This is a genomic window from Variovorax boronicumulans NBRC 103145 (assembly GCF_001591345.1).
In the GTDB taxonomy this organism is placed as follows: Bacteria; Pseudomonadota; Gammaproteobacteria; order Burkholderiales; family Burkholderiaceae_C; genus Variovorax; species Variovorax boronicumulans.
In genome coordinates this window covers 13560-32785 of sequence record NZ_BCUS01000008.1, presented here as the reverse complement: position 1 = coordinate 32785, position 19226 = coordinate 13560, and the positions used below count along the sequence as shown (strand labels likewise).

Sequence of the window (19226 nt, the reverse complement as noted above, 5' to 3'; positions counted from 1 at the left end):
ACCACGGAGAACGACATGGACGAGAAAAACAACGCAAGCCCGCAGCAGGCCCCTCGTTCCATCTCCGACCCGCGCGAGGTGGCGACGTTGATCATGTCGCGCATCGGCATGGTCAACGCGAAGAAGGACGAGCTGAGCGTCGCCATCCAGGGCCTGTGCGACGCGACCCAACAACTGTCGCGCGCCTACTCGGCGCAGATGGTGACCATCGACCGGCTGGTGCGGCGGGTGAAGTCGCTGGAAGCCGCGGCGCAGGCCGCGGCCCAGGACCAGCAGGTCAACTGAGCAACGCCCCACAGAACCACAGGAGACGCACATGAAAACCCTGTGGATGGAACTGCGACCGCTGCTGCTGTACATCGCGGCGTTCTCCTTCTTCATCAACCTGCTGTTCCTGGTGCCCGCGTTCTTCACCCTGCAGGTGTTCGACCGGGTCATCTCGACCAGCAGCCATGAAACGCTGCTGGTGCTGCTCGCCGGGACCGGCGTGGCGCTGCTGATCCTGCTGCTGCTGGACTACGTGCGGACGCGGCTGCAGAACGTGGTGGGGATCATGGTGGACGAGCGGCTGTCCCCGCCGGTGGTCTGCGCCATCGTGGAGCGCGCCGCCCGCACGCCCACCGGCATGCGCACGGAAGGCATCCGCGATGTGGCCGCGCTGCGCGCCGTGTTTTCCGCCAACGGGCTGATCGCGGTGTTCGATGCGCCGTGGGTGTTCGTGTACGTGTTCGTGATCTGGATGTTCCACCCCGCGCTCGGCCTGGGCGCGGCGTTCTCCGCGGTCCTCATGCTGGGCCTGGCCTGGCTCAACGACCGCATCAGCCGCAAGTCGCTGGAGAACCTGCAGAACGAAGGACGCCGCGCGGCGCAATACGTCGAGAGTTCGCTGCGCAACGCCGAAGTGCTGCAGGCCCTGGGAATGACCAAGCGCCTGCTGGTGCGCTGGAGGGCCTTGCAGGACCAGATCGCCGCCATGCAGACCAGCGCCAGCCGCAGCACCGTGGCGTTCACCGCCGGGACCAAGGCCGCGCGCCAGGCCATCCAGATTCTCATGCTGGCCCTGGGCGCGTACCTGGTGCTGAGCCAGCAGGCCTCCGCCGGCGTGATGATCGCCACCAGCATCCTGCTGGGCCGCGCGGTGCAGCCGGTGGAGCAGCTCGTGGGCAGCTGGCGCACGCTGATCGAGGCGCGGGCGGCCTACGGGCGCCTGCAGGAACTGTCGAAGGACTTCGAGCGCACCGAGCCGCATGTCGCCATGCCGCGCCCCGAAGGACGCCTGAGCGCGGAGAACATCTCGTACCGCGCGGCCGGCTCGGAGACCCTGGTGCTCTCGAACATCGTCTTCGCACTGGCGCCGGGCGAGGCCCTGGCCATCGTCGGCCCGAGCGCGGCCGGCAAGTCGACCCTCGCGCGCGTGCTCACGGGCGTGTGGCGCCCCAGCAGCGGTAAGGTCCGCCTCGACGGCGCCGACGTGTCGTACTGGCCGCGCGAAGAGCTGGGCCCCTACATCGGCTACGTGCCCCAGGACGTCGAGCTCTTCGACGGCAGCGTGGCGGACAACATCGCGCGCCTGGACAAGGTGGACTCCGAAGCGGTGGTTGCCGCCGCCGTGCGCGCCAATGCGCACGAGATGATCCTGACCCTCCCGAAGGGCTACGACACGCCGGTGGGCGAACACGGCTCGCGGTTGTCTCCGGGCCAGCGCCAGCGCATCGCGCTCGCCCGTGCGCTGTACGGCAACCCGCAGCTGGTGATCCTGGACGAGCCGAACTCCAACCTCGACGGCGCGGGAGAAGTCGCACTCGCCCAGGCGATGAGCGGCCTGCGCCAGGCGGGCGTGACCTCGGTCGTCGTCACCCACCGCCCGTCGCTGATCGCCCACGTCGACAAGATCCTGGTGCTCGCCGCGGGCCGCATCCAGCAGTTCGGCCCGGCGAGCGAGGTGATGCGCGACATGCAGCGCCAGGCCCAGGCCATCGTGGACCAGAAGGCCGCCTGAGCGCCGCGCCGCCGTTGCGAACAAGGACCCCGCACCATGAGCACCGCCACACTCCCGATGCCTCCCGTTGCAGCCCCACGCAGCAGCCGGGAGCACGCACGACGCCTCGCGCGAAGCGGATGCTGGGTCATCCTCGGCGCGATCCTGCCCCTGGGCCTGTGGATGGGCCTCGCCCCGCTCTCGATGGCGGTGGTGGCCCCCGCGTTCGTCAAGGTGGACCTCAACCGCCGTCCGGTGCAGCACCTGGAAGGCGGCACCGTGCGCGAAGTCATGGTGCGCGATGGCCAGCATGTGAACGCCGGCGATCCGATCCTGGTCCTGGGCGACGTGCGCGTGGACGCGGACCGCAATCGCCTGAGCTATCGCGTCCATCTGGAGCGTGCCATGCTGGTGCGCCTGGAGGCCGAGCAGTCCGTCGCCAAGACGCTCGCCTTCCCCGAAGACCTGCTGCGCGCGGCCCGGCAGGACGATCGCATCGGCCAGGCCCTGCTCAAGGAGACGGCGCTGTTCCAGGCCCAGCGCCATTCGCTGGACAGCGCGGCCTCGCTCATGAGAACGCAGCGCGATCGCGTGCAGCAGGAAATCGTCGCCGTGCACGCGCAGATCGCGCAGGCGCAGAACTCGCTCGTCCTGCAGCGGCAGGACCTGGAGGCCAACCGCGGCCTGATCCAGGAAGGCTTCATTTCGTCGAGCCGGATCTCCCAGCTCGAATCGGTGGTGATGGAGTACGCGGCCAAGCTCGAAGAGCGGCGCACGGAACTGGCGCGCGCCGCCCAGCGCCTGGTGGAGATCGACCTGAAGATCCAGTCGATCCGCAACGACTACGTGAAGGCCGCGAGCGACCAGCTCAAGGCCACCACCCAGCGCCTGGGCGAGATCGAGCAGGAGCAGCGCAAGTCGAACGACGCGGCGCAGCGGCAGGTCGTCGTGGCCCCGGCCAGCGGCGAAGTGATCGACCTGAAGTTCACCTCACCCGGCGCGGTGGTCGGGCCCGGCGAGTCGATCGCGGACATCGTGCCCAGCGACGCCCAGCTGATGATCGAAGCGCGCATCCGTCCGGAAGACATCAGCAACGTGCACCTCAACCAGCGCGCGCGGGTGAAGTTCACCGCCTTCAAGTACCGCAACACCTCGATGGTCACGGGCAAGGTGACCTATGTCGCCGGCGACCGGTTGATCGAGCGCCAGACCAACCTGCCCTACTACAGCGTGATGATCCTGGCCGACGCCGAGTCGCTCAGGGCCATCGGCGACTTCAAGCTCCAGGCGGGCATGCCCGCCGAGGTCTACATCGCGGGCGTCTCGCAGACCGCGCTGCAGTACGTCATCGAGCCCATCACCTCCACCATCCGCCGATCGGGACGGCAGATGTAGCGGGGCTGTTCTCTGTCAACGAGGGGAATACATCATGCGCAAGGATTCCAATCACCACGACCCCGTGACGCCTGTCGCCCACAGCAAGAGACGCACGTTCCTGAAGGCCTCGCTGGCAGCCACGGCGGCTCCCCTGGTCCTGACACCGGGCAAGACCCGCGCACAACCCACGCCCCTGCCGCCCAGCCCGCCGACGACACCGTGGGTCGAGGACCTGCCCAACCAGGTCACGCCGCTCACACCGCTGGCCACGCTGACCCCGGCCCCGACCCTCAACGCGAACATCGCAGGCGGCGAGTGCGGGCGTGCACCGCACCAGCGCTACGCGGAACTGACCGTGCCCGGCAAGGCCGGCACGCCGCTGCTGTACCAGCTGACGGCCAAGGAGAACCCGGCCTGGCTGTTCAACGGCAACAACCCCTACTACCCCCCGCAGCCCATCTGGGGCTACGAAGGCAACACGCCGGGGGTGACCACGCCGGGCCCCACGATCCACGCGCGCTACGGGCAGTCGGTCATCTGCCGCATCCGCAACCAGCTGCCGCAGAACCACACGGGATTCGGCTCGCCCGAGATCAGCACGCACCTGCACAACATGCACACGCCGTCGGAGAGCGACGGCTTCGCGAGCGACTTCTACAGCGCCGTCCAGGGCGGCGTGACGCTGACCGCGCCGGGGACCTTCAACGACCACTTCTACCCCAACCTCTACGCCGGCTTCGACGAGTTCGGAGGCCTCGGCGATTCGCGCGAAGCCCTGGGCTCGCTCTTCTATCACGACCACACGGAAGGCGTGACGGCACCGAACGTGCTCAAGGGCATGTTCGGGCGCTACATGGTCTTCGACACGCTCGACACCGGCGACGAGACCACGGGGCTGCGGCTGCCCAGCGGCGCGTACGACTACCCCCTGAGCTTCTCGGACAAGCGGTTCGACTCGGGCGGCCGGCTGACCTTCGACGAGCTCAACCCCGAGGGCGTGCTGGGCGACAAGATCGTGGTCAACGGCAAGATCGAGCCGGTGCTGCGCGTCGCACGCCGCAAGTACCGGCTGCGGCTGTTGAACGTCGGGCCGTCGCGCTTCTACGAGTTCGTGCTGCAGAACACGGGCGGCACCATCGTGTACCCGTACACCCAGATCGCCAGCGACGGCAACCTGCTGCCGGCACCGATCCTGAACCAGCTGAGGGTGCGGATCGCCCCGGCCGAGCGCGCGGACATCGTGGTGGACTTCTCGCGATTCCCGCTGAACACCACGCTGTACCTCGTCAACCAGCTCACGCAGGTCGACACCCGCAAACCCGGCGTGGTGCAGTCGCCGGGCACGCGCGTGCTCAAGTTCATCGTCGATCGCCAGCCCCCGACGCCCGACCTGAGCGTGGTGCCGAGCGTGCTGCGTCCGCTGCGCGACCTGCCCAGTGCCAGCGAACTCGCCGCCCTGCCGGTTCGCTCCTGGGTGTTCCAACGCAACAGCGGCATGTGGAACGTCAACGGACTGTTCTTCGATTCGCTCACGGCCAGAGCCAGGGTCACCAAGGGCACCGCCGAAATCTGGGAGTTCATCAACCCCGACAACGGCTGGCAGCACCCGATCCACGTGCACTTCGAAGAAGGACGGATTCTCAGCAAGAGCGTCAACGGCGTGAGCCAGCCCATTCCCGTGAACGAGCGCGGGCGCAAGGACGTCTTCGTCGTCGGCGAACTCATGACCGTGAGGGTGCTCGTGCGCTTCCGCGATTTCTCGGGCAAGTACCTGATGCACTGCCACAACCTCACCCACGAGGACCACTCGATGATGGTTCGCTTCGACATCGTGTGAAGCACGCCGATGACTTTCAGGAGATTCTCATGAACCACCGCAGACACTTGATCGCCGGACTGGGCGTCGCGTCCTTGTACGCGTTCGGCCTGCCCGCCTCCGCCGAGGCGCCGGCAACGGCTGCACGCCCGGGGCGTCGCATGCCGAACGTCGAACTGAAGACCCACACCGGGGCGAAGGTGAACTTCTACGACGACCTGGTCCGTGGAAAGATCGTCGCCATCAACATGATGTATGCGGACTGCGAAGGCATCTGTCCGCTCATGACCAACAACCTCCTGCGCGTGCAGGAGCGCCTGGCCTCTCGGGTGGGCCGGGACATCTTCATGTACTCGATCACCATCCGCCCGGAGATCGACACCGTGGAGCACCTGGCCGACTACGCCGAGATGCACAGCGTGAACCCGGGCTGGCTTTTCCTGACCGGGAGCCGGGGCAACATCGACCTCGTGCGCTTCGCCCTGGGCTTCTACGACCCGGACCCGAAGGTCGACAAGGAGATCAATCGCCACACCGGCATGGTGCGCATCGGCAACGACGTCTATGACCGCTGGTCGATGGCGCCGGCGCTGGCGGCGCCCGAGCAGATCGTGAGCGCCATCCTGCATGTCGATCGCAGCCCGGCCGCGGTTCGCCGCGCGGGTGGCGCCATCTTGCAGGCCGACCCTCGGAGCACGGTCTGAACCAGCGCCTGCGCCGACCCCCACCCGGTGGACAGGGCTCACGGGCCCCCGCCACCGGGAAGCGTCTCGTCTCGGCATGGGGCGCCGTGCTCGCAGCGAGCTTCGCGTGGCCCGTCCATGGGCAGAGCCTGGTCGAGATCTACACGTCGGCGCGCGGCTACGACGCCACCTACCAGGGCGCGCGGGCCCAGTACGAGGCCACGCTGGCGCGGGCGGCGCAGTCCAGGGCCGGCATCCTGCCCACTGTCGGCCTGTCGGCCGGCGCCTCGCACACCCGGCAGGACCTCTCGACGGAAGGCAGCGCGACGACGCGCGGGTTCAACACCCAGAGTGTCGGCATCAACGCCACGCAGCCGCTGTACCGCCCCGCCAACTGGGCCGCCTACGAGCAGGGCCAGCGGCAGGCCGAGGTGGCGCAGATGGTGCTCACCATCGCCGAGCAGGACCTCATCGTGCGCGTGAGCCAGGCCTACTTCGACGTGCTCGCCAGCCAGGACAGCCTGGCCCTGGTGCGCGCGCAGAAGGTGGCCGTGGCCGAGCAGCTCGCATCGGCCAAGCGCAACTTCGAAGTCGGCACCACCACCATCACCGACGCGCGCGAAGCGCAGGCCCGCTACGACCTGGTGATCGCGCAGGAGATCGCTGCCGAGAACGACCTGCAGGTGAAGAAGATCGTGCTCGACCAGCTCGTCGGCAGCACCGGCAGCGTGCCCGTGCCGCTGGCGGCGCCCGTGGTGCTGCCTCCGCTCGCGCCCGCCGACATCGAGGTCTGGACCTCGCACGCGGATGCCGGGCACCCTGCGATCCAGCAGGCCCGCCTGGGCCTGGACGTGGCCGGGCTCGAGGTGCAGAAGGCGCAGGCCGGCCACCTGCCCACGCTCGATGCGACCCTGGGCTACAACGTCACGAACAACCCCCAGGGCACCAACACCACGCCGGGCCGCTCGCGGGTCAAGGCCCTCACCGTGGGCGTCTCCCTCAACCTGCCCTTGTTTGCCGGCTACGCGATCGAGAACCGCGTCAGGGAAACGCTGGCGCTCGAAGACCAGTCGCGCTCGCTGCTCGAGGCCACGCGCCGTGGCGTCGCCCAGGCCACCCGCGCCACCTACCTGGGGCTGGTGTCGGCCGCCGGCCAGGTGAAGGCGCTCGAAGCCGCCGAGGTCTCCAGCCAGATCGCGCTGGAGGCCAATCGCATGGGCTACCAGGTGGGCGTGCGCATCAACATCGACGTGCTCAACGCGCAGAGCCAGCTGTTCCAGACCAAGCGCGACCTGGCGGTGGCGCGCTATTCGGTGCTGCTCGGCAATCTCAAGCTGCGGCAGGCCAACGGCACGCTGGTGCCCGAGGACCTGAACGCCATCGATGCCGCGCTTGCAACCCACGGCCGCACCCCGGTCGACAGCGCGGCGCCCGTCTCCGTGTCCAGGAGAACGCCGGCTCGCCAATGACGAGGCATGCCATGGCACGTACCGACAGCACCAGCGACTGCTCGCGGCCATGACGGCGCTGAACATGCAGGTGACGCCATGCGACTGCTTCTGCTTCAGGATCGCGCGCGGGTCGACGACGGCCTGTTCACGCACTTGCGCAAGAACGGGTTCCTGATCGACAGCGTCGAGCGGCTCGGCGACATCGACATGCTGGAGAACGAGTCCTACGACGTGCTGCTCGTCAGCTCGCAGTTGCCCGACGGATCGGGACTCGACTGGGTCCGGTTGTTGCGGGTGCAGCACATCACGACCCCGGTCCTGATGCTGATGGTGGGAGCGCCCGGCCCGACCGCGCAGGCCGAGGTCCTCGACGCGGGCGCGGACGACTTCGTGGTGATGCCGTGCCGCCCCGAGCTGGTGGCCGAGCGGGTGCGGGCACTGCGTTGCCGGGCTGCGGGCCTGGCAACGCCGCGCGTGCGGTGCGGCGACGTCGAGTTCGACCTGGGCAGCCGGACGACGGTCCGCTGCGGCATGCCTGTCGCGCTGACCGAGCGGGAATGGAACCTGGTGGAGGCGCTCGCGCTGCGCTTCGATCACACGGTCCCCAAGGCCCAGGTGGAATTGCTGGTGCAGGGGATTCACGGCGCACCGACGAGCAACGCCCTGGAAGTGCACCTGTCCAACGTGCGGCGCAAGCTCGGGCGGCAGATCATCCGCACGATTCGCGGGGTCGGCTACCGCCTGAACACCTGAGCCCGTCGTCTTCAGACTCGTAAGCGTGCCGCACACAAGATAGCAACCTTAAGACGTGCGACTGGCCAGAATCGCACCACTCGCAGAGCCCCATCACTCACCGATGGCGCCACCACTGTCGCAGCGTCCCCCCGGGGCATGAATGGCGACACCTTCTCACGCAGGTACCACCGAACCATGTTCAAGCCCTCTCCCGCTCTCGTTTTCGCCAATTTCATGCAGCTGCCGACCATCGTGCCGAAAGCGGTGTGGCGCGCGCTGCGCGTGGTGAGCATCGCCTCGGCCCTGGCCCTGGCTGTCATGCTGGCGCTGCGGCCCGCCACCGCGATGCCCTTGTTCTGGGGGCTGATCGTGCCGTCACTCCCGCTCGTGTTCATGCTGGCACCCGGGCTGTGGCGCAACGTCTGCCCGCTGGCCGCCATCAACCAGATCCCCCGCAGGCTCGGTATCACGCGCGCACTCACGAGCCGTCGCCTGTCGCAGGGCGCGGCATTTCCGATCGGCATCGGCCTGCTGATCTGCGCGGTCGTCGCGCGCAAGCTGCTGTTCAACGGCAACGGCATGGCCACCGCCGGCCTGCTGGCGGCAGCCATGGGGGCGGCGCTCATCGGCGGCCTGCTGTTCAAGGGCAAGAGCGGCTGGTGCAGCAGCATCTGCCCCCTGCTGCCGGTGCAGCGGCTGTACGGCCAGACGCCGTTCATCCGCATCGCCAACACGCACTGCGAACCGTGCGTGGGCTGCGCCAAGAACTGCTACGACCTCAACCCCGGCGCGGCGTACCTGGCCGACCAGTACGACCCGAACCCGGCCTACCGCAACTTCCGCAGCTTCTTCGCAGGCGTCTTTCCGGGCCTGATCCTCGGCTACTACCTCGTGCCTTCGCCCGCCGAGATCGGCCCGGTCTCCACGGTCATGCAGATGCTGGTCTACATGGCCGCCAGCCTGACGCTCTTCAACCTGATCGAATTGCTGGGCAGCAAGACGCGCAACCTGTCGCCGGTGCTCTTCGCGGCGGCCGCGTTCTCGCTGTACTACTGGTTCACCGCCCCGCTGGTCGTCAGCACCTTGAGCAGCCTGAGCGGCATGGCCATCGCCCCCGAAGTCGTCGCCACGCTGCGCGGCCTGACGATCATCGCGAGCCTGACGTGGATCGCGCGGTCGCTGCATGTCGAGCGCCTGTTCCTTCGCCGTGAATTGCGCAAGGGTGTCCGGGACGGCTCCCGGCTGGCGCCGATCGTCATCGAGACGATGCGGCTGCACCGCGGCCTGAACGACGCCGCGCGCAAGGCGCCCGTTGCAGCCCCGCCGGAGAACGAGGCCGCTGCGGCCGCGCCGGCGGATGCGTCCCCGCAGCCGGCCGAACTCTGCATCGATCCCACCGGCACGAAGACCCCCATCCGCAAGGGCCAGACCCTGCTCGAAGCGCTCGAGGACTGCGGCGCCCCCATCAACGCCGGCTGTCGTTCCGGCGTGTGCGGCGCCGACCCGATCGCCGTCGTGGCGGGCGGCGAGCGGCTCGCCCCCATCGGCAGCGACGAGCGGGCGACGCTGGCCCGGCTCGGCTGCGCCGACGGCACGCGCCTGGCCTGCATGGCGCGCATCCGCAATGCCGGGCCCATCCGCATCGACCTGAAGCGGGAGGCGACCCCAGCGGCGCGCGAGACACGCAAGCCCGAGGTCGTGCCCTTCGATGCGTCGATCCGCCGCGTCGTGATCGTGGGCAACGGCGTGGCCGGCCTGACCGCGGCCGACCATGTGCGGCGTCGCCACCCCGACTGCGAGATCCACCTCATCGGCCGCGAGAACCACAACGCCTACAACCGGATGGCCATTGCCAAGCTGATCAGCATGCCGACGGGTGTCCAGGGCCTGCACCTGCTGCCCGAGCAGTGGTATGCCGAGCACCGTGTCACCGCGTGGCTCAACACGCATGTGTCGGGCGTCGACACGCAGCGTCGCGAGCTCACGCTGGCGACCCGGGAGACGCTGGGCTACGACAGGCTCATCCTGTGCTCGGGCAGTTCGGCGTGGGTCCCGCCGCTCGACGGCTACGGCATCGAGGGCAGCTTTGTGCTGCGCGATGCCGACGATGCGATGGCGATCCGCGACTACATGCAGCGCTTCCACGGCACCTGCGCGGTCGTGCTGGGCGCCGGCTTGCTCGGCCTGGAAGCGGCGCAGGCGCTGGCGCAGCTCGGGGCGCAGGTCCAGGTGCTGTCGAACAGCGGCCAGATCCTGGACCGGCAGATCGACACCCCGGCCAGCGCCTTGCTGGAAGCGCACCTGGCAACCCAGGGCATCCATGTCATGACCGGTGCCGACGCCGCGCGGCTGGAGCCGGGCAGCGAGGGCCGCGTGGCGCGGCTCGTGCTCAAGGACGGACGCCAGCTCCCCGCCGACGTGGTCGTGGTGTGCACCGGCGTGCGCGCCAACGTCGACATCGCGCAGTCGGCCGGCCTGGCGCTCGGCCGCGGCATCATCGTCGACGCACAGATGCGCACCAGTGCCGCCCATGTCTATGCCGCGGGCGATGTGGCCGAGTTCGAGGGCCACTCGATCCCCCTGTGGGCCGTGGCTGCCGAGCAGGGAGAAATTGCGGCCGTCAATGCGCTGGGCGGCAAGCGCGTCTATCGCGGCCATGTGCCGGTGACCGCGTTGAAGGTCTCGGGCATCGACGTCCGCTCCGCGGGCTCCGTGCACGCCGCGCGGCCCGGCGAATTCGAGTTGACGCAGTCCGAGCCTGCGCAGGGCATCTATCGCAAGCTGGTGGTCGCCGAGGGCCGGCTTGTCGGCGCGGTGCTGGTCGGATCGCCGGACGAGGCGGACGAGGTCATTCCAGCCGTGCGCGAGCACGCGCCGGTCTCCACGATGACCGCCTTGCTGGAGCGTGGGGACTGGCAGCAGCATTCGGTGGCATTGGCGGCCTAGCCCTACACGCAGCAGGGCAAGGTCCTGGACGCATGCCTGCAGCGGTTCGGCGACTGCGGCTACATGGTCGAGTACCCGATCGCACGCATGTATGCCGACGCGCGCGTGCAGCGCATCTACGGCGGCACGAGCGAGATCATGAAGGACCTGATCGCGCGCAAGCTCGGCGCATGACAGCGCCGCGTCGAGGGTGCGCGCGACCACGGAACGACAGCGCGCCCTCGCCGGTCGACATGCAGCCCGCCTCCGGCTGAGCCAGAGGGTATTCCCCGAGCCGGTGTCGGCGAATCTGTCGGCTGGTTGACGGAATCGATGGCCGCTGTTTCCTAGCATGGAGACGCAGTCCCACCCCCATAGCCATGGGGGACGCGCCCAGAGGCGCGGGGCCTGCGCGACCCATTCCCAAGGAGACATTTCCGTGAACAGGACATTGCTGCGGCCGGCACTCACCGCGCTGGCCCTTCTCGCCCTCGCCGGCGCGGCCACGGCGCAAGACGGCGCCGGCTACCCGGGCAAGACGGTGACCATCGTCGTGCCCACGCCGCCCGCTGGCGGCACCGACCTCATCGCGCGGCTGTTCGCCGACGTGCTGGGCAAGGCCTTCAAGCAGAGCGTGATCGTCGACAACCGCGCCGGCGCCAACGGCATCCTGGGCGTCGACTTCGTCGCCAAGGGGCCGGCCGACGGCACGCGCGTGCTGTTCACCTACGCCGCCACGATGGTGATCAACCCGGCGCTCTACAAGAAGCTGCCCTACGAGCCGCTCAAGGACTTCGCGCCCGTCGCGCAGGTCGGCCGCGGCGGCAACCTGCTGCTGGTGCGCAAGGACCTGCCGCCGAACACGCTCAAGGACTTCGTCGCCCACGCCAAGGCCCACCCCGACAAGCTGAACTACTGCTCGTGGGGCAACGGCTCGGGCGGCCACCTCACGATGGAAAGCCTGAAGAAGCAGGCCGGCATCTCGCTGCTGCACGTGCCCTACAAGGGCAGCAGCCCCTGCGTGCAGGACCTCATGGGCGGCCAGGTGGACGCCGGCTTCGCCGACATCTCCTCCACCATCGAGGTGGTGAAGGCCGGCCGGGTCAAGGCCCTGGCCTACAGCGGCCCCGACCGCCTGCCGATGCTGCCCGACGTGCCCACGATGACGCAGGCCGGGTTCCCGTTCAAGAACTACACCTGGTACGGCTTCTTCGTGCCGGCCAAGACGCCGCCCGCCATCGTCAAGCGCCTGAACGAAGAGATCTACCGCGCCCTGCAGGACCCGGCCGTGACCCAGCGCCTGCGCGAACTCAACTTCACCGACCTGCCGCGCCCCACGCCCGAGCAGTTCAAGGAAGTCCTGCGCCAGGACCTGCAGGACTGGAGCGCCCTGGTCAAGTCCATCGGCGTCACGCTGGACTGACGCCCGATCCACCACGACGCCGGGGCCCTGCCCCCGCGCGTCCCGGAGAACATCCCCATGACACAAGAAAAATCCAACCCGTCCGCCACGCTCGGCGGCTTCAACCCCCTGCCCGGCCAGGGCAGCCACCTGCCCTTCGATGCGCCGCCCAGCGCCAGCATCGCGGGGCGCAAGCTGTCGGAGTCCACGCACGAGCGGCGCAAGGCGGTGCCGCACCTGCGCGACGACGCACCGAACGTGCTGATCGTGATGCTCGACGACGCCGGCTTCGCGCACCCCGACACCTTCGGCGGCGAGATCCACACGCCCACGCTGACGCGGCTGGCCGGCAGCGGCATCACCTACAACGCCTTCCACAACTGCGGCGTGTGCTCGCCCACGCGCGCGTCGCTGCTGACGGGGCGCAACGCGCACCGCGTGGGCTACGGCCACATCTCCGAATACGCCACCGACTGGGACGGCTACGTGGGCGTCATTCCCAAGAGCGCCGGCACCCTGGCCGAGGTGCTCGGGGCCTGGGGCTACAACACGGCCGCGTTCGGCAAGTGGCACAACACGCCGGCCAACCTGACCACGCAGATGGGCCCCTTCGACCGCTGGCCCACCGGCCACGGCTTCAACCACTTCTACGGCTTCCTGGGCGGCGAGAGCTCGCAGTACGAGCCGCGCCTGGTCGAGAACACCACGCTCATCGAGCCGCCGCGCGACGAGGGCTACCACCTGAGCGAGGACATGGCCGACAAGGCCTGCGGCTGGCTGCGCCGCCACCGCGCCATCACGCCCGACAAGCCCTTCCTGATGTACTGGGCGCCCGGCGCGGTGCACGGCCCGCACCACGTCTTCAAGGAATGGACCGACAAGTACAAGGGCAGGTTCGACGACGGCTGGGACGCCTACCGCGAACGCGCCTTCGCACGCCAGAAGGCGATGGGCTGGATCCCCGAGACCGCCGAGCTCACGCCCCGGCCCGAGACCCTCGCCAGCTGGGACAGCATTCCCGAGGCCGAGCGCCCGTTCCAGCGCCGGCTGATGGAGGTCTACGCGGGCTTCCTGGAGCACACCGATGCGCAGATCGGCAAGGTCGTCGACGAGCTGGAGCAGCTCGGGCTGCGCGACAACACGCTGGTGTTCTTCGTGTTCAGCGACAACGGCGGCAGCGCCGAAGGACAGAACGGCACCGTGGTCGAGCTGCTGGCGCAGAACCGCATCTCCACCAAGATCTCGCAGCACCTCGAACTGCTGGAAGGCCTGGGCGGTCTCGACGCACTGGGTGGCCGCAAGACCGACAACATGTACCACGCCGGCTGGGCCTGGGCCGGCTCCACGCCGTTCCAGAGCACCAAGCTCATCGCCGCGCACTTCGGCGGCACGCGCACGCCGCTGGTCGTGTCGTGGCCGCGCGGCATCCAACCCGACACCACGCCGCGCTCGCAGTTCCACCACGTCAACGACATCGCGCCCACGCTCTACGACATCCTGGGCATCACGCCGCCCATCGAGCTCAACGGCGTGCGGCAGGATTCGCTGGACGGCATCTCGATGGCCTACACCTTCGCCCATCCGCTGGCCGAGGGCCGCAAGGGCGTGCAGTACTTCGAGGTGGCGGGCAGCCGCATGGTGCACCACGACGGCTGGACCGCGGGCGTGTTCGGCCCGCGCATTCCGTGGGTCGCGGGCGCCGCGCCCGGGCTGGCCACCTGGGACCCGGACAACGACGTCTGGGAGCTGTACCACGTCGCGAAGGACTACGCGCAGGCGCACGACCTGGCGCAGGCGCAGCCGGCCAGGCTGGCGCAGATGAAGGAGATGTTCGCCGTGCAGGCGGGCATCAACCACGTCTATCCACTGGGCGCGATCTACCACCTGACGCTCAAGCCGCAGCACCGCATCGCGCCCCGGCATACCTCGTGGCACTTCAGCGGCGACATCACGCGCATTCCCGAGAACTGCGCGCCCAACATCAAGACACGCAGCCACATGGCCACCGTCGACGCCACGCTGGGCGAGCGCGCGAGCGGCGTGCTGTTCGCGCTGGGCGGCTTCAACGGCGGCATCTGCCTGTACCTGGACGACGGCCACCTGGCCTACGAATACAACATGCTCGGCATGTACCGCTTCAAGGCGCGCTCGCCCGCGCGCATCGCCGCCGGACGCCATGCGATCGACGTCGAGTTCACGATGAGCGACGGCACGGCGCCCCAGCGGCCCGCGCGCGCCGTGCTGCGCGTCGATGGCGTGCAGGTGGCGGCGTGCGACATCGGCGTCACGGTGACGGCCATCTTCTCGGCCTGCGAGACCTTCGACGTCGGCTGCGACCTGGGCTCGCCGGTGGCGGCGGAGTACTTCGACCGTGCGCCGTTCGGCTTCGACGGGCAGATCCACGACGTCTGGCTGCGCTATGCGGAGGCCCAGTCGTGAGCACGTTGATCACTGAAGCAGACGCCTACGCCATCGGCATCGAGGCCTACACCTATGCCTATCCGATGGTGGTGATGGAGCTGACGCGCCGCGTCGCCACCAACGTCGCGCAGCCCGACGGCGCGCGCGTGCGCGGGCCGATGAACCGCTTCGTGCACGTGCCCACCTACCCCGACGCCGGCTTCAAGGACGTGGTGCGTCCCAACGCCGACACGCTGTACTCCAACATCTGGTACGACGTCGGCGACGAGCCGCTGGTGCTGACGCTGCCGGACATGGGCGATCGCTACCACGTCATTCCGTTCTACGACCTGTGGACCGACGTGTTCGCCACGCTGGGCACGCGCACCAACGGCAACAGCGGCGGCCACTTCGCGCTCGTTGGCCCGCGCTGGAAAGGCACGCTGCCCGAGGGCGTGCGCGCCATCGTGAGCCCCACGGACGTGGGCTGGATCGTCGGGCGCATCCAGACCAACGGCGCGGCCGACTACGCCCACGTGCACACGCTGCAGGCCGGCTTCGAGGCCGTGCCGCTGTCGGCCTGGGGCAAGCCCCATGACCCACCCGCCGGACGGGTCGATGCAGCGCTGGACATGCACCCGCCCGTCGAGCAGGTGGCCGCGCTCGGCGCCGGCGACTTCTTCGCGCTCTTCGCCGAACTGCTCCAGCGCAACCCGCCGCATGCCACCGACGGTGCGCTGCTGCTGCGCATGGAGCGCATCGGCCTGGTCCCCGGCCGCGGCTTCGCACTGGCCGAAGCCCCCGAGGCCGTGCAACGCGCCCTCGAGCGTGCCGCGCCCGATGCCTACCGGCGCATGCTCGAGCGCGCACCGGCGATGCGCATGGTGCGCAACGGCTGGAGCCTCGGCAGCAACGTGGGCGTCTACGGCAACGACTACCTGGCGCGCGCCTTCGTCGCCTACGCAGGCCTGGGTGCCCTGCCGCGCGAAGAGGCGATGTACCCGCGCTCGGTCTGCGACAGCGAAGGCCAGCCGCTGTCGGGCACTGCGCGCTACGTGCTGCACTTCGATGCGCACGAGCTGCCGCCGGCCGATGCGTTCTGGTCGCTGACGCTGTACGGCCCCGACCAGTTCTTCGTCGACAACGCGCTGAACCGCTACGCCATCGGCGACCGCGACGCGCTCGCCTTCAACGCCGACGGTTCGCTGGACCTGTACATCCAGCACGCGTCGCCGGGCCCGGCCAAGGCCCCGAACTGGCTGCCCGCGCCCGCCGGGCCCTTCAGCATGAACCTGCGCCTGTACGTGCCGCAGGCGCCGGTGCTCGACGGGCGCTGGGCACCGCCTGCGCTAAAGCGCCTGCCCTGACCGAACCGACCGCATCGACAGCACCGTCCCCCACCCGAAAGGCACTCACCTTCATGAACCGTTTCAGCTACCGCGCGCTGCGCGCGCCCGGCCTGTGCTTCGTCGGACTCCACCTGGCGGCCGGTGCTGCCCTGGCGCAGGCCGACTACCCGAGCAAGCCGATCCGCATCATCGTCCAGTACCAGGCCGGCGGCTCGGCCGACGCGCTCGCGCGGCTGGTGGGCGACGGGCTCGCCAAGCGGCTGAAGCAGCCCGTGCTGGTGGAGAACCGCAGCGGCGCCGGCGGCATCATCGGCACCGACTACGTGGCCAAGAGCGCGCCCGACGGCTACACCGTGCTGCTGTCGGTGCCGGGCCCGATCGCCGCGAACCTCGCGCTCTACAAGAAGCTGCCCTACGACCCGCGCACCGACCTGCGCCATGTGTCGGACATCGCGAGCACGCGCACGATCATGGTCGTGCACCCTTCCGTGCCGGCACAGGACTTCAAGGGCCTCGTCGAGGCCGTGCGCAAGGCGCCCGGCAAGTACGCGATGGGCTCCTGGGGCCCCGGCGTGCAGCCGCACCAGATGCAGGTCTTCATGGACAAGACCTACGGCACCCAGACCCTGCACGCGGCCTACAAGGGTGAGAGCCCGATGGCGGTCGACCTGCTCAGCGGCGTGATCCAGATGACCGTGGGTTCCATCAGCACCTTCCAGCCCTACGTCGCGGCCGGCAAGCTGCGCGCCATCGCCGTGCCCGGCGCGCAGCGCGCCAAGGCCGCCCCCACGGTGCCCACCTTCGCCGAGCAGGGCTACAAGGACGACATGTTCATGCTCATGGCGCCCACCTCGCTGCTGGTGCCCGCCAAGACGCCCGATGCCATCGTCGAGAAGCTGAGCCGCGAAGTCGCCGCAGTGGTGAAGCAGCCCGAGGTGCAGCGCCGCATCGAGGACATGGGCGCCGAGCCCATCGGCAACACGCCGGCCGAAGCCTCGGCGGCGTACAAGGCGTTCCTGCCCGTGTCGCTGAAACTCACGCGGGCCACGGGCGTCACGCTGGACTGATTGCGCCGCCGGCCGAGACCCGTGCATCACCCGCCTCCCGATTTCGAACCCCGGGTGTACACACCGCAGCGCATCGCCGCGGTCGTCGCCACGCTGGCCTCGGACGGCATCCCCGCCGCACAGGCATTGGCCGGCAGCGACCTGGACGAAGCCGAGCTGCGCGCGCCCGGCACGCGCGTGTCGTATGCGCAGACGGTCACCGTGCTGCGCAATGCGCTCGCGCTGGCACGCAACCCCACGGTGGCGCTGCGTGCGGGCGCGCGCATGCACCTCACGGCCTACGGCATGTGGGGCTATGCGCTGCAGAGCAGCCCCACCTTCAGCGCGTTGATCGAGTTCGCCATCACCTACCGCCGCACCATCGGGCCGCTGGCCGACATGCACCACGACCCCGCGCGCGCGCCCGGCACCTGCAGCTTCGAGGTGCTGGTGTCGCCCGACCCGCGCGATCCGCTCTACCGCTTTGCGCTGGCCTTCACCTTCGCGGCCCACCTGACGCTGGCACGCGACCTGTACGGCGATGGCTTCGGCTTCACGGGCCTGCGCCTGGCCTGCCCCGCGCCCGAGCACGGCGCGGGCGTCTGGGAGGCGTGGTTCCAGTGCCCCGTGCAGTTCGGCCAGCCCGACAACGCGCTGCAGTTCGACGAGGCCTGGTGCACGCGCGCGCCGCGCCTGCACGATCCGCTCACGCACGCCATGGCCAGTGAGAGCTGCCAGCAATTCGTGGCCGGGCTCGCGCATGCCGGCGGCATCGCTGCGGCGGTGCGGCGCACGCTGGTGGAGCAGATGCCGTGGCGTTTTCCGAGCATCGAGTCGATGGCCCGCACACTCGCGCTGGAGCCGCGCACGCTGCGGCGACGGCTCGCCACGCACGGCACCACGTACCGGTCGATCCTCAACGAGGTGCGCCTGCGGCTGGCCATCGAGTACCTGCGCAAGACCCGCATGACCACCGAGGAGATCGCGGAGCGCCTGGGCTACAGCGAGGCCGCGAACTTCAGGCACGCCTTCGTGCGCTGGACCGGCACCAGCCCGCACGCCTACCGCCTGGCCTGCGCGCCGTGCTGAGTGAGGCCTCGGCTCAGTCTTCCGCGGCGATGCGGTGCAGTCGGGGCAGGTCGACCACGGTGACCAGGCGGTAGCCCTCGTTGCAGCCGAGCACGCCCTCGTCCTTGAACTGCGCCAGTTCCTTGCCGACGGTCTGGCGCGACACGCCCAGCATGTTCGCCAGGTCGGTCTGCGACACGCGCAGCTCGGTGTCGCACGGCGCGCCGCTCGCGTCCCCGTAGCGATACACCATGTTGAGCAGCGTGATCGCCGTGCGCCGGCGCACCGAGCCCAGCACCTGGTCCTGCAGGATCTCGGCGCTCATGCGATAGCGCCGCAGCATGGTCTGGGCGATGCTGCGCCACAGCACCGGCTCCGCATCGAGGATGCGCCGCATGGCGGCACCGGGGATGTGGATGATGTGCGAATCGGCGCGCGCATCGAAGGCGAAGATGGGCTGCATGTCGTCGATGAGATGCACCATGCGCGTGATCTGGCCGGCCCCGAGCACCGAGAGGATGTACTTGTCGCCGGCCGCGTTGGTGGCCGCGATCTCGATCGAGCCCGACACGATCACGAACACCTCCCGCTGGTGGTTGCCGCGGCTCACGAGCGGCGTGCGGCGCCGGTAGTGCCTGGCGCGCGCGGCGTTCGCCAACTCGCGCAGCCGGTCTTTCGGCCAATCGAGAAACACCGCGCACGTGCTCAGCCCGTGCTCGATCTCTTCCCTTGTGCTCTGCGATACGGGTTGCGGGTATTCCATGGGATGACTCAGCAAAAACTGTTGCCTGGTTGACGGATTCGAAGAGCAGCGATTCCTATCATAGGACCGGCCAATCAAAGAACAACGAGGAACTCCCTAAGTGAGACATGCACGTTCCCTGCCTGCACGCCTGCCGCTGTTTCGCAGCACCGCGGCGCGTTCGTTGATCCGGCTTCTTGCGTCGCGCATGCGACGCGATGCGCGAACGACGAGACCCCTGCGCAGCATGCGCG

Annotated in this window: 14 protein-coding genes and 1 pseudogene; 14 read left to right on the top strand and 1 reads right to left on the bottom strand. The window is 69.2% G+C overall.

The window, feature by feature from the left end:
- Positions 1 to 15: 15 nt before the first annotated feature.
- The 14 genes and pseudogenes from VBO01S_RS04055 (at position 16) to VBO01S_RS03995 (ending at position 18251) form a co-directional block, all read left to right on the top strand.
- Complete coding sequence (locus VBO01S_RS04055; RefSeq protein WP_157627276.1) at positions 16 to 285, top strand: hypothetical protein; 270 nt, start codon at positions 16 to 18, stop codon at positions 283 to 285.
- A 31-nt stretch (positions 286 to 316) separates the two neighbouring features.
- Positions 317 to 1999: a type I secretion system permease/ATPase gene (locus tag VBO01S_RS04050; protein ID WP_157627275.1), complete on the top strand. Its 1683-nt coding sequence runs from the start codon at positions 317 to 319 to the stop codon at positions 1997 to 1999.
- Positions 2000 to 2035: 36 nt separating this feature from the next.
- Positions 2036 to 3373: an HlyD family type I secretion periplasmic adaptor subunit gene (locus VBO01S_RS04045; protein WP_062470848.1), complete on the top strand. Its 1338-nt coding sequence runs from the start codon at positions 2036 to 2038 to the stop codon at positions 3371 to 3373.
- A 34-nt stretch (positions 3374 to 3407) separates the two neighbouring features.
- The gene (locus VBO01S_RS04040; RefSeq protein ID WP_062470846.1) at positions 3408 to 5192 is read left to right on the top strand and encodes a multicopper oxidase domain-containing protein; all 1785 of its coding nucleotides are present in this window, start codon (positions 3408 to 3410) and stop codon (positions 5190 to 5192) included.
- A 29-nt stretch (positions 5193 to 5221) separates the two neighbouring features.
- Positions 5222 to 5875, top strand: a complete 654-nt coding sequence (locus VBO01S_RS04035; protein ID WP_082817977.1) for an SCO family protein — start codon at positions 5222 to 5224, stop codon at positions 5873 to 5875.
- Between the two features lie 86 nt (positions 5876 to 5961).
- A complete protein-coding gene (locus tag VBO01S_RS04030; protein WP_095950017.1) occupies positions 5962 to 7323 on the top strand; it encodes a TolC family outer membrane protein in 1362 nt (453 codons plus the stop codon).
- Positions 7324 to 7401: 78 nt separating this feature from the next.
- Positions 7402 to 8058: a winged helix-turn-helix domain-containing protein gene (locus VBO01S_RS04025; RefSeq protein ID WP_062470843.1), complete on the top strand. Its 657-nt coding sequence runs from the start codon at positions 7402 to 7404 to the stop codon at positions 8056 to 8058.
- 216 nt (positions 8059 to 8274) lie between these two features.
- Positions 8275 to 10986 (top strand): FAD-dependent oxidoreductase, encoded by a 2712-nt coding sequence (locus VBO01S_RS04020; RefSeq protein ID WP_169805020.1) that lies wholly within the window; start codon positions 8275 to 8277, stop codon positions 10984 to 10986.
- 9 nt (positions 10987 to 10995) lie between these two features.
- Positions 10996 to 11160, top strand: a pseudogene (locus tag VBO01S_RS31635) (acyl-CoA dehydrogenase family protein); the annotation flags it as partial.
- 244 nt (positions 11161 to 11404) lie between these two features.
- Positions 11405 to 12388: a Bug family tripartite tricarboxylate transporter substrate binding protein gene (locus VBO01S_RS04015; protein WP_062470837.1), complete on the top strand. Its 984-nt coding sequence runs from the start codon at positions 11405 to 11407 to the stop codon at positions 12386 to 12388.
- A gap of 57 nt (positions 12389 to 12445) precedes the next feature.
- Positions 12446 to 14806, top strand: a complete 2361-nt coding sequence (locus tag VBO01S_RS04010; RefSeq protein WP_062470834.1) for an arylsulfatase — start codon at positions 12446 to 12448, stop codon at positions 14804 to 14806.
- On the top strand, positions 14803 to 16134 hold the full coding sequence (locus VBO01S_RS04005; protein WP_255221041.1) for a DUF1254 domain-containing protein: 1332 nt from the start codon (positions 14803 to 14805) through the stop codon (positions 16132 to 16134). Before VBO01S_RS04010 ends, VBO01S_RS04005 begins: the two co-directional genes overlap by 4 nt.
- A 53-nt stretch (positions 16135 to 16187) precedes the next feature.
- Entirely contained in the window at positions 16188 to 17183 is a 996-nt protein-coding gene (locus VBO01S_RS04000) for a Bug family tripartite tricarboxylate transporter substrate binding protein (protein WP_062470831.1), read from the top strand.
- A 21-nt stretch (positions 17184 to 17204) separates the two neighbouring features.
- Entirely contained in the window at positions 17205 to 18251 is a 1047-nt protein-coding gene (locus VBO01S_RS03995) for an AraC family transcriptional regulator (RefSeq protein WP_169805019.1), read from the top strand.
- Positions 18252 to 18264: 13 nt separating this feature from the next.
- Here the strand turns inward: VBO01S_RS03995 and VBO01S_RS03990 are convergent, their stop codons facing one another.
- On the bottom strand, positions 18265 to 18993 hold the full coding sequence (locus VBO01S_RS03990; RefSeq protein ID WP_082817968.1) for a Crp/Fnr family transcriptional regulator: 729 nt from the start codon (positions 18991 to 18993) through the stop codon (positions 18265 to 18267).
- Positions 18994 to 19226: the final 233 nt, after the last annotated feature.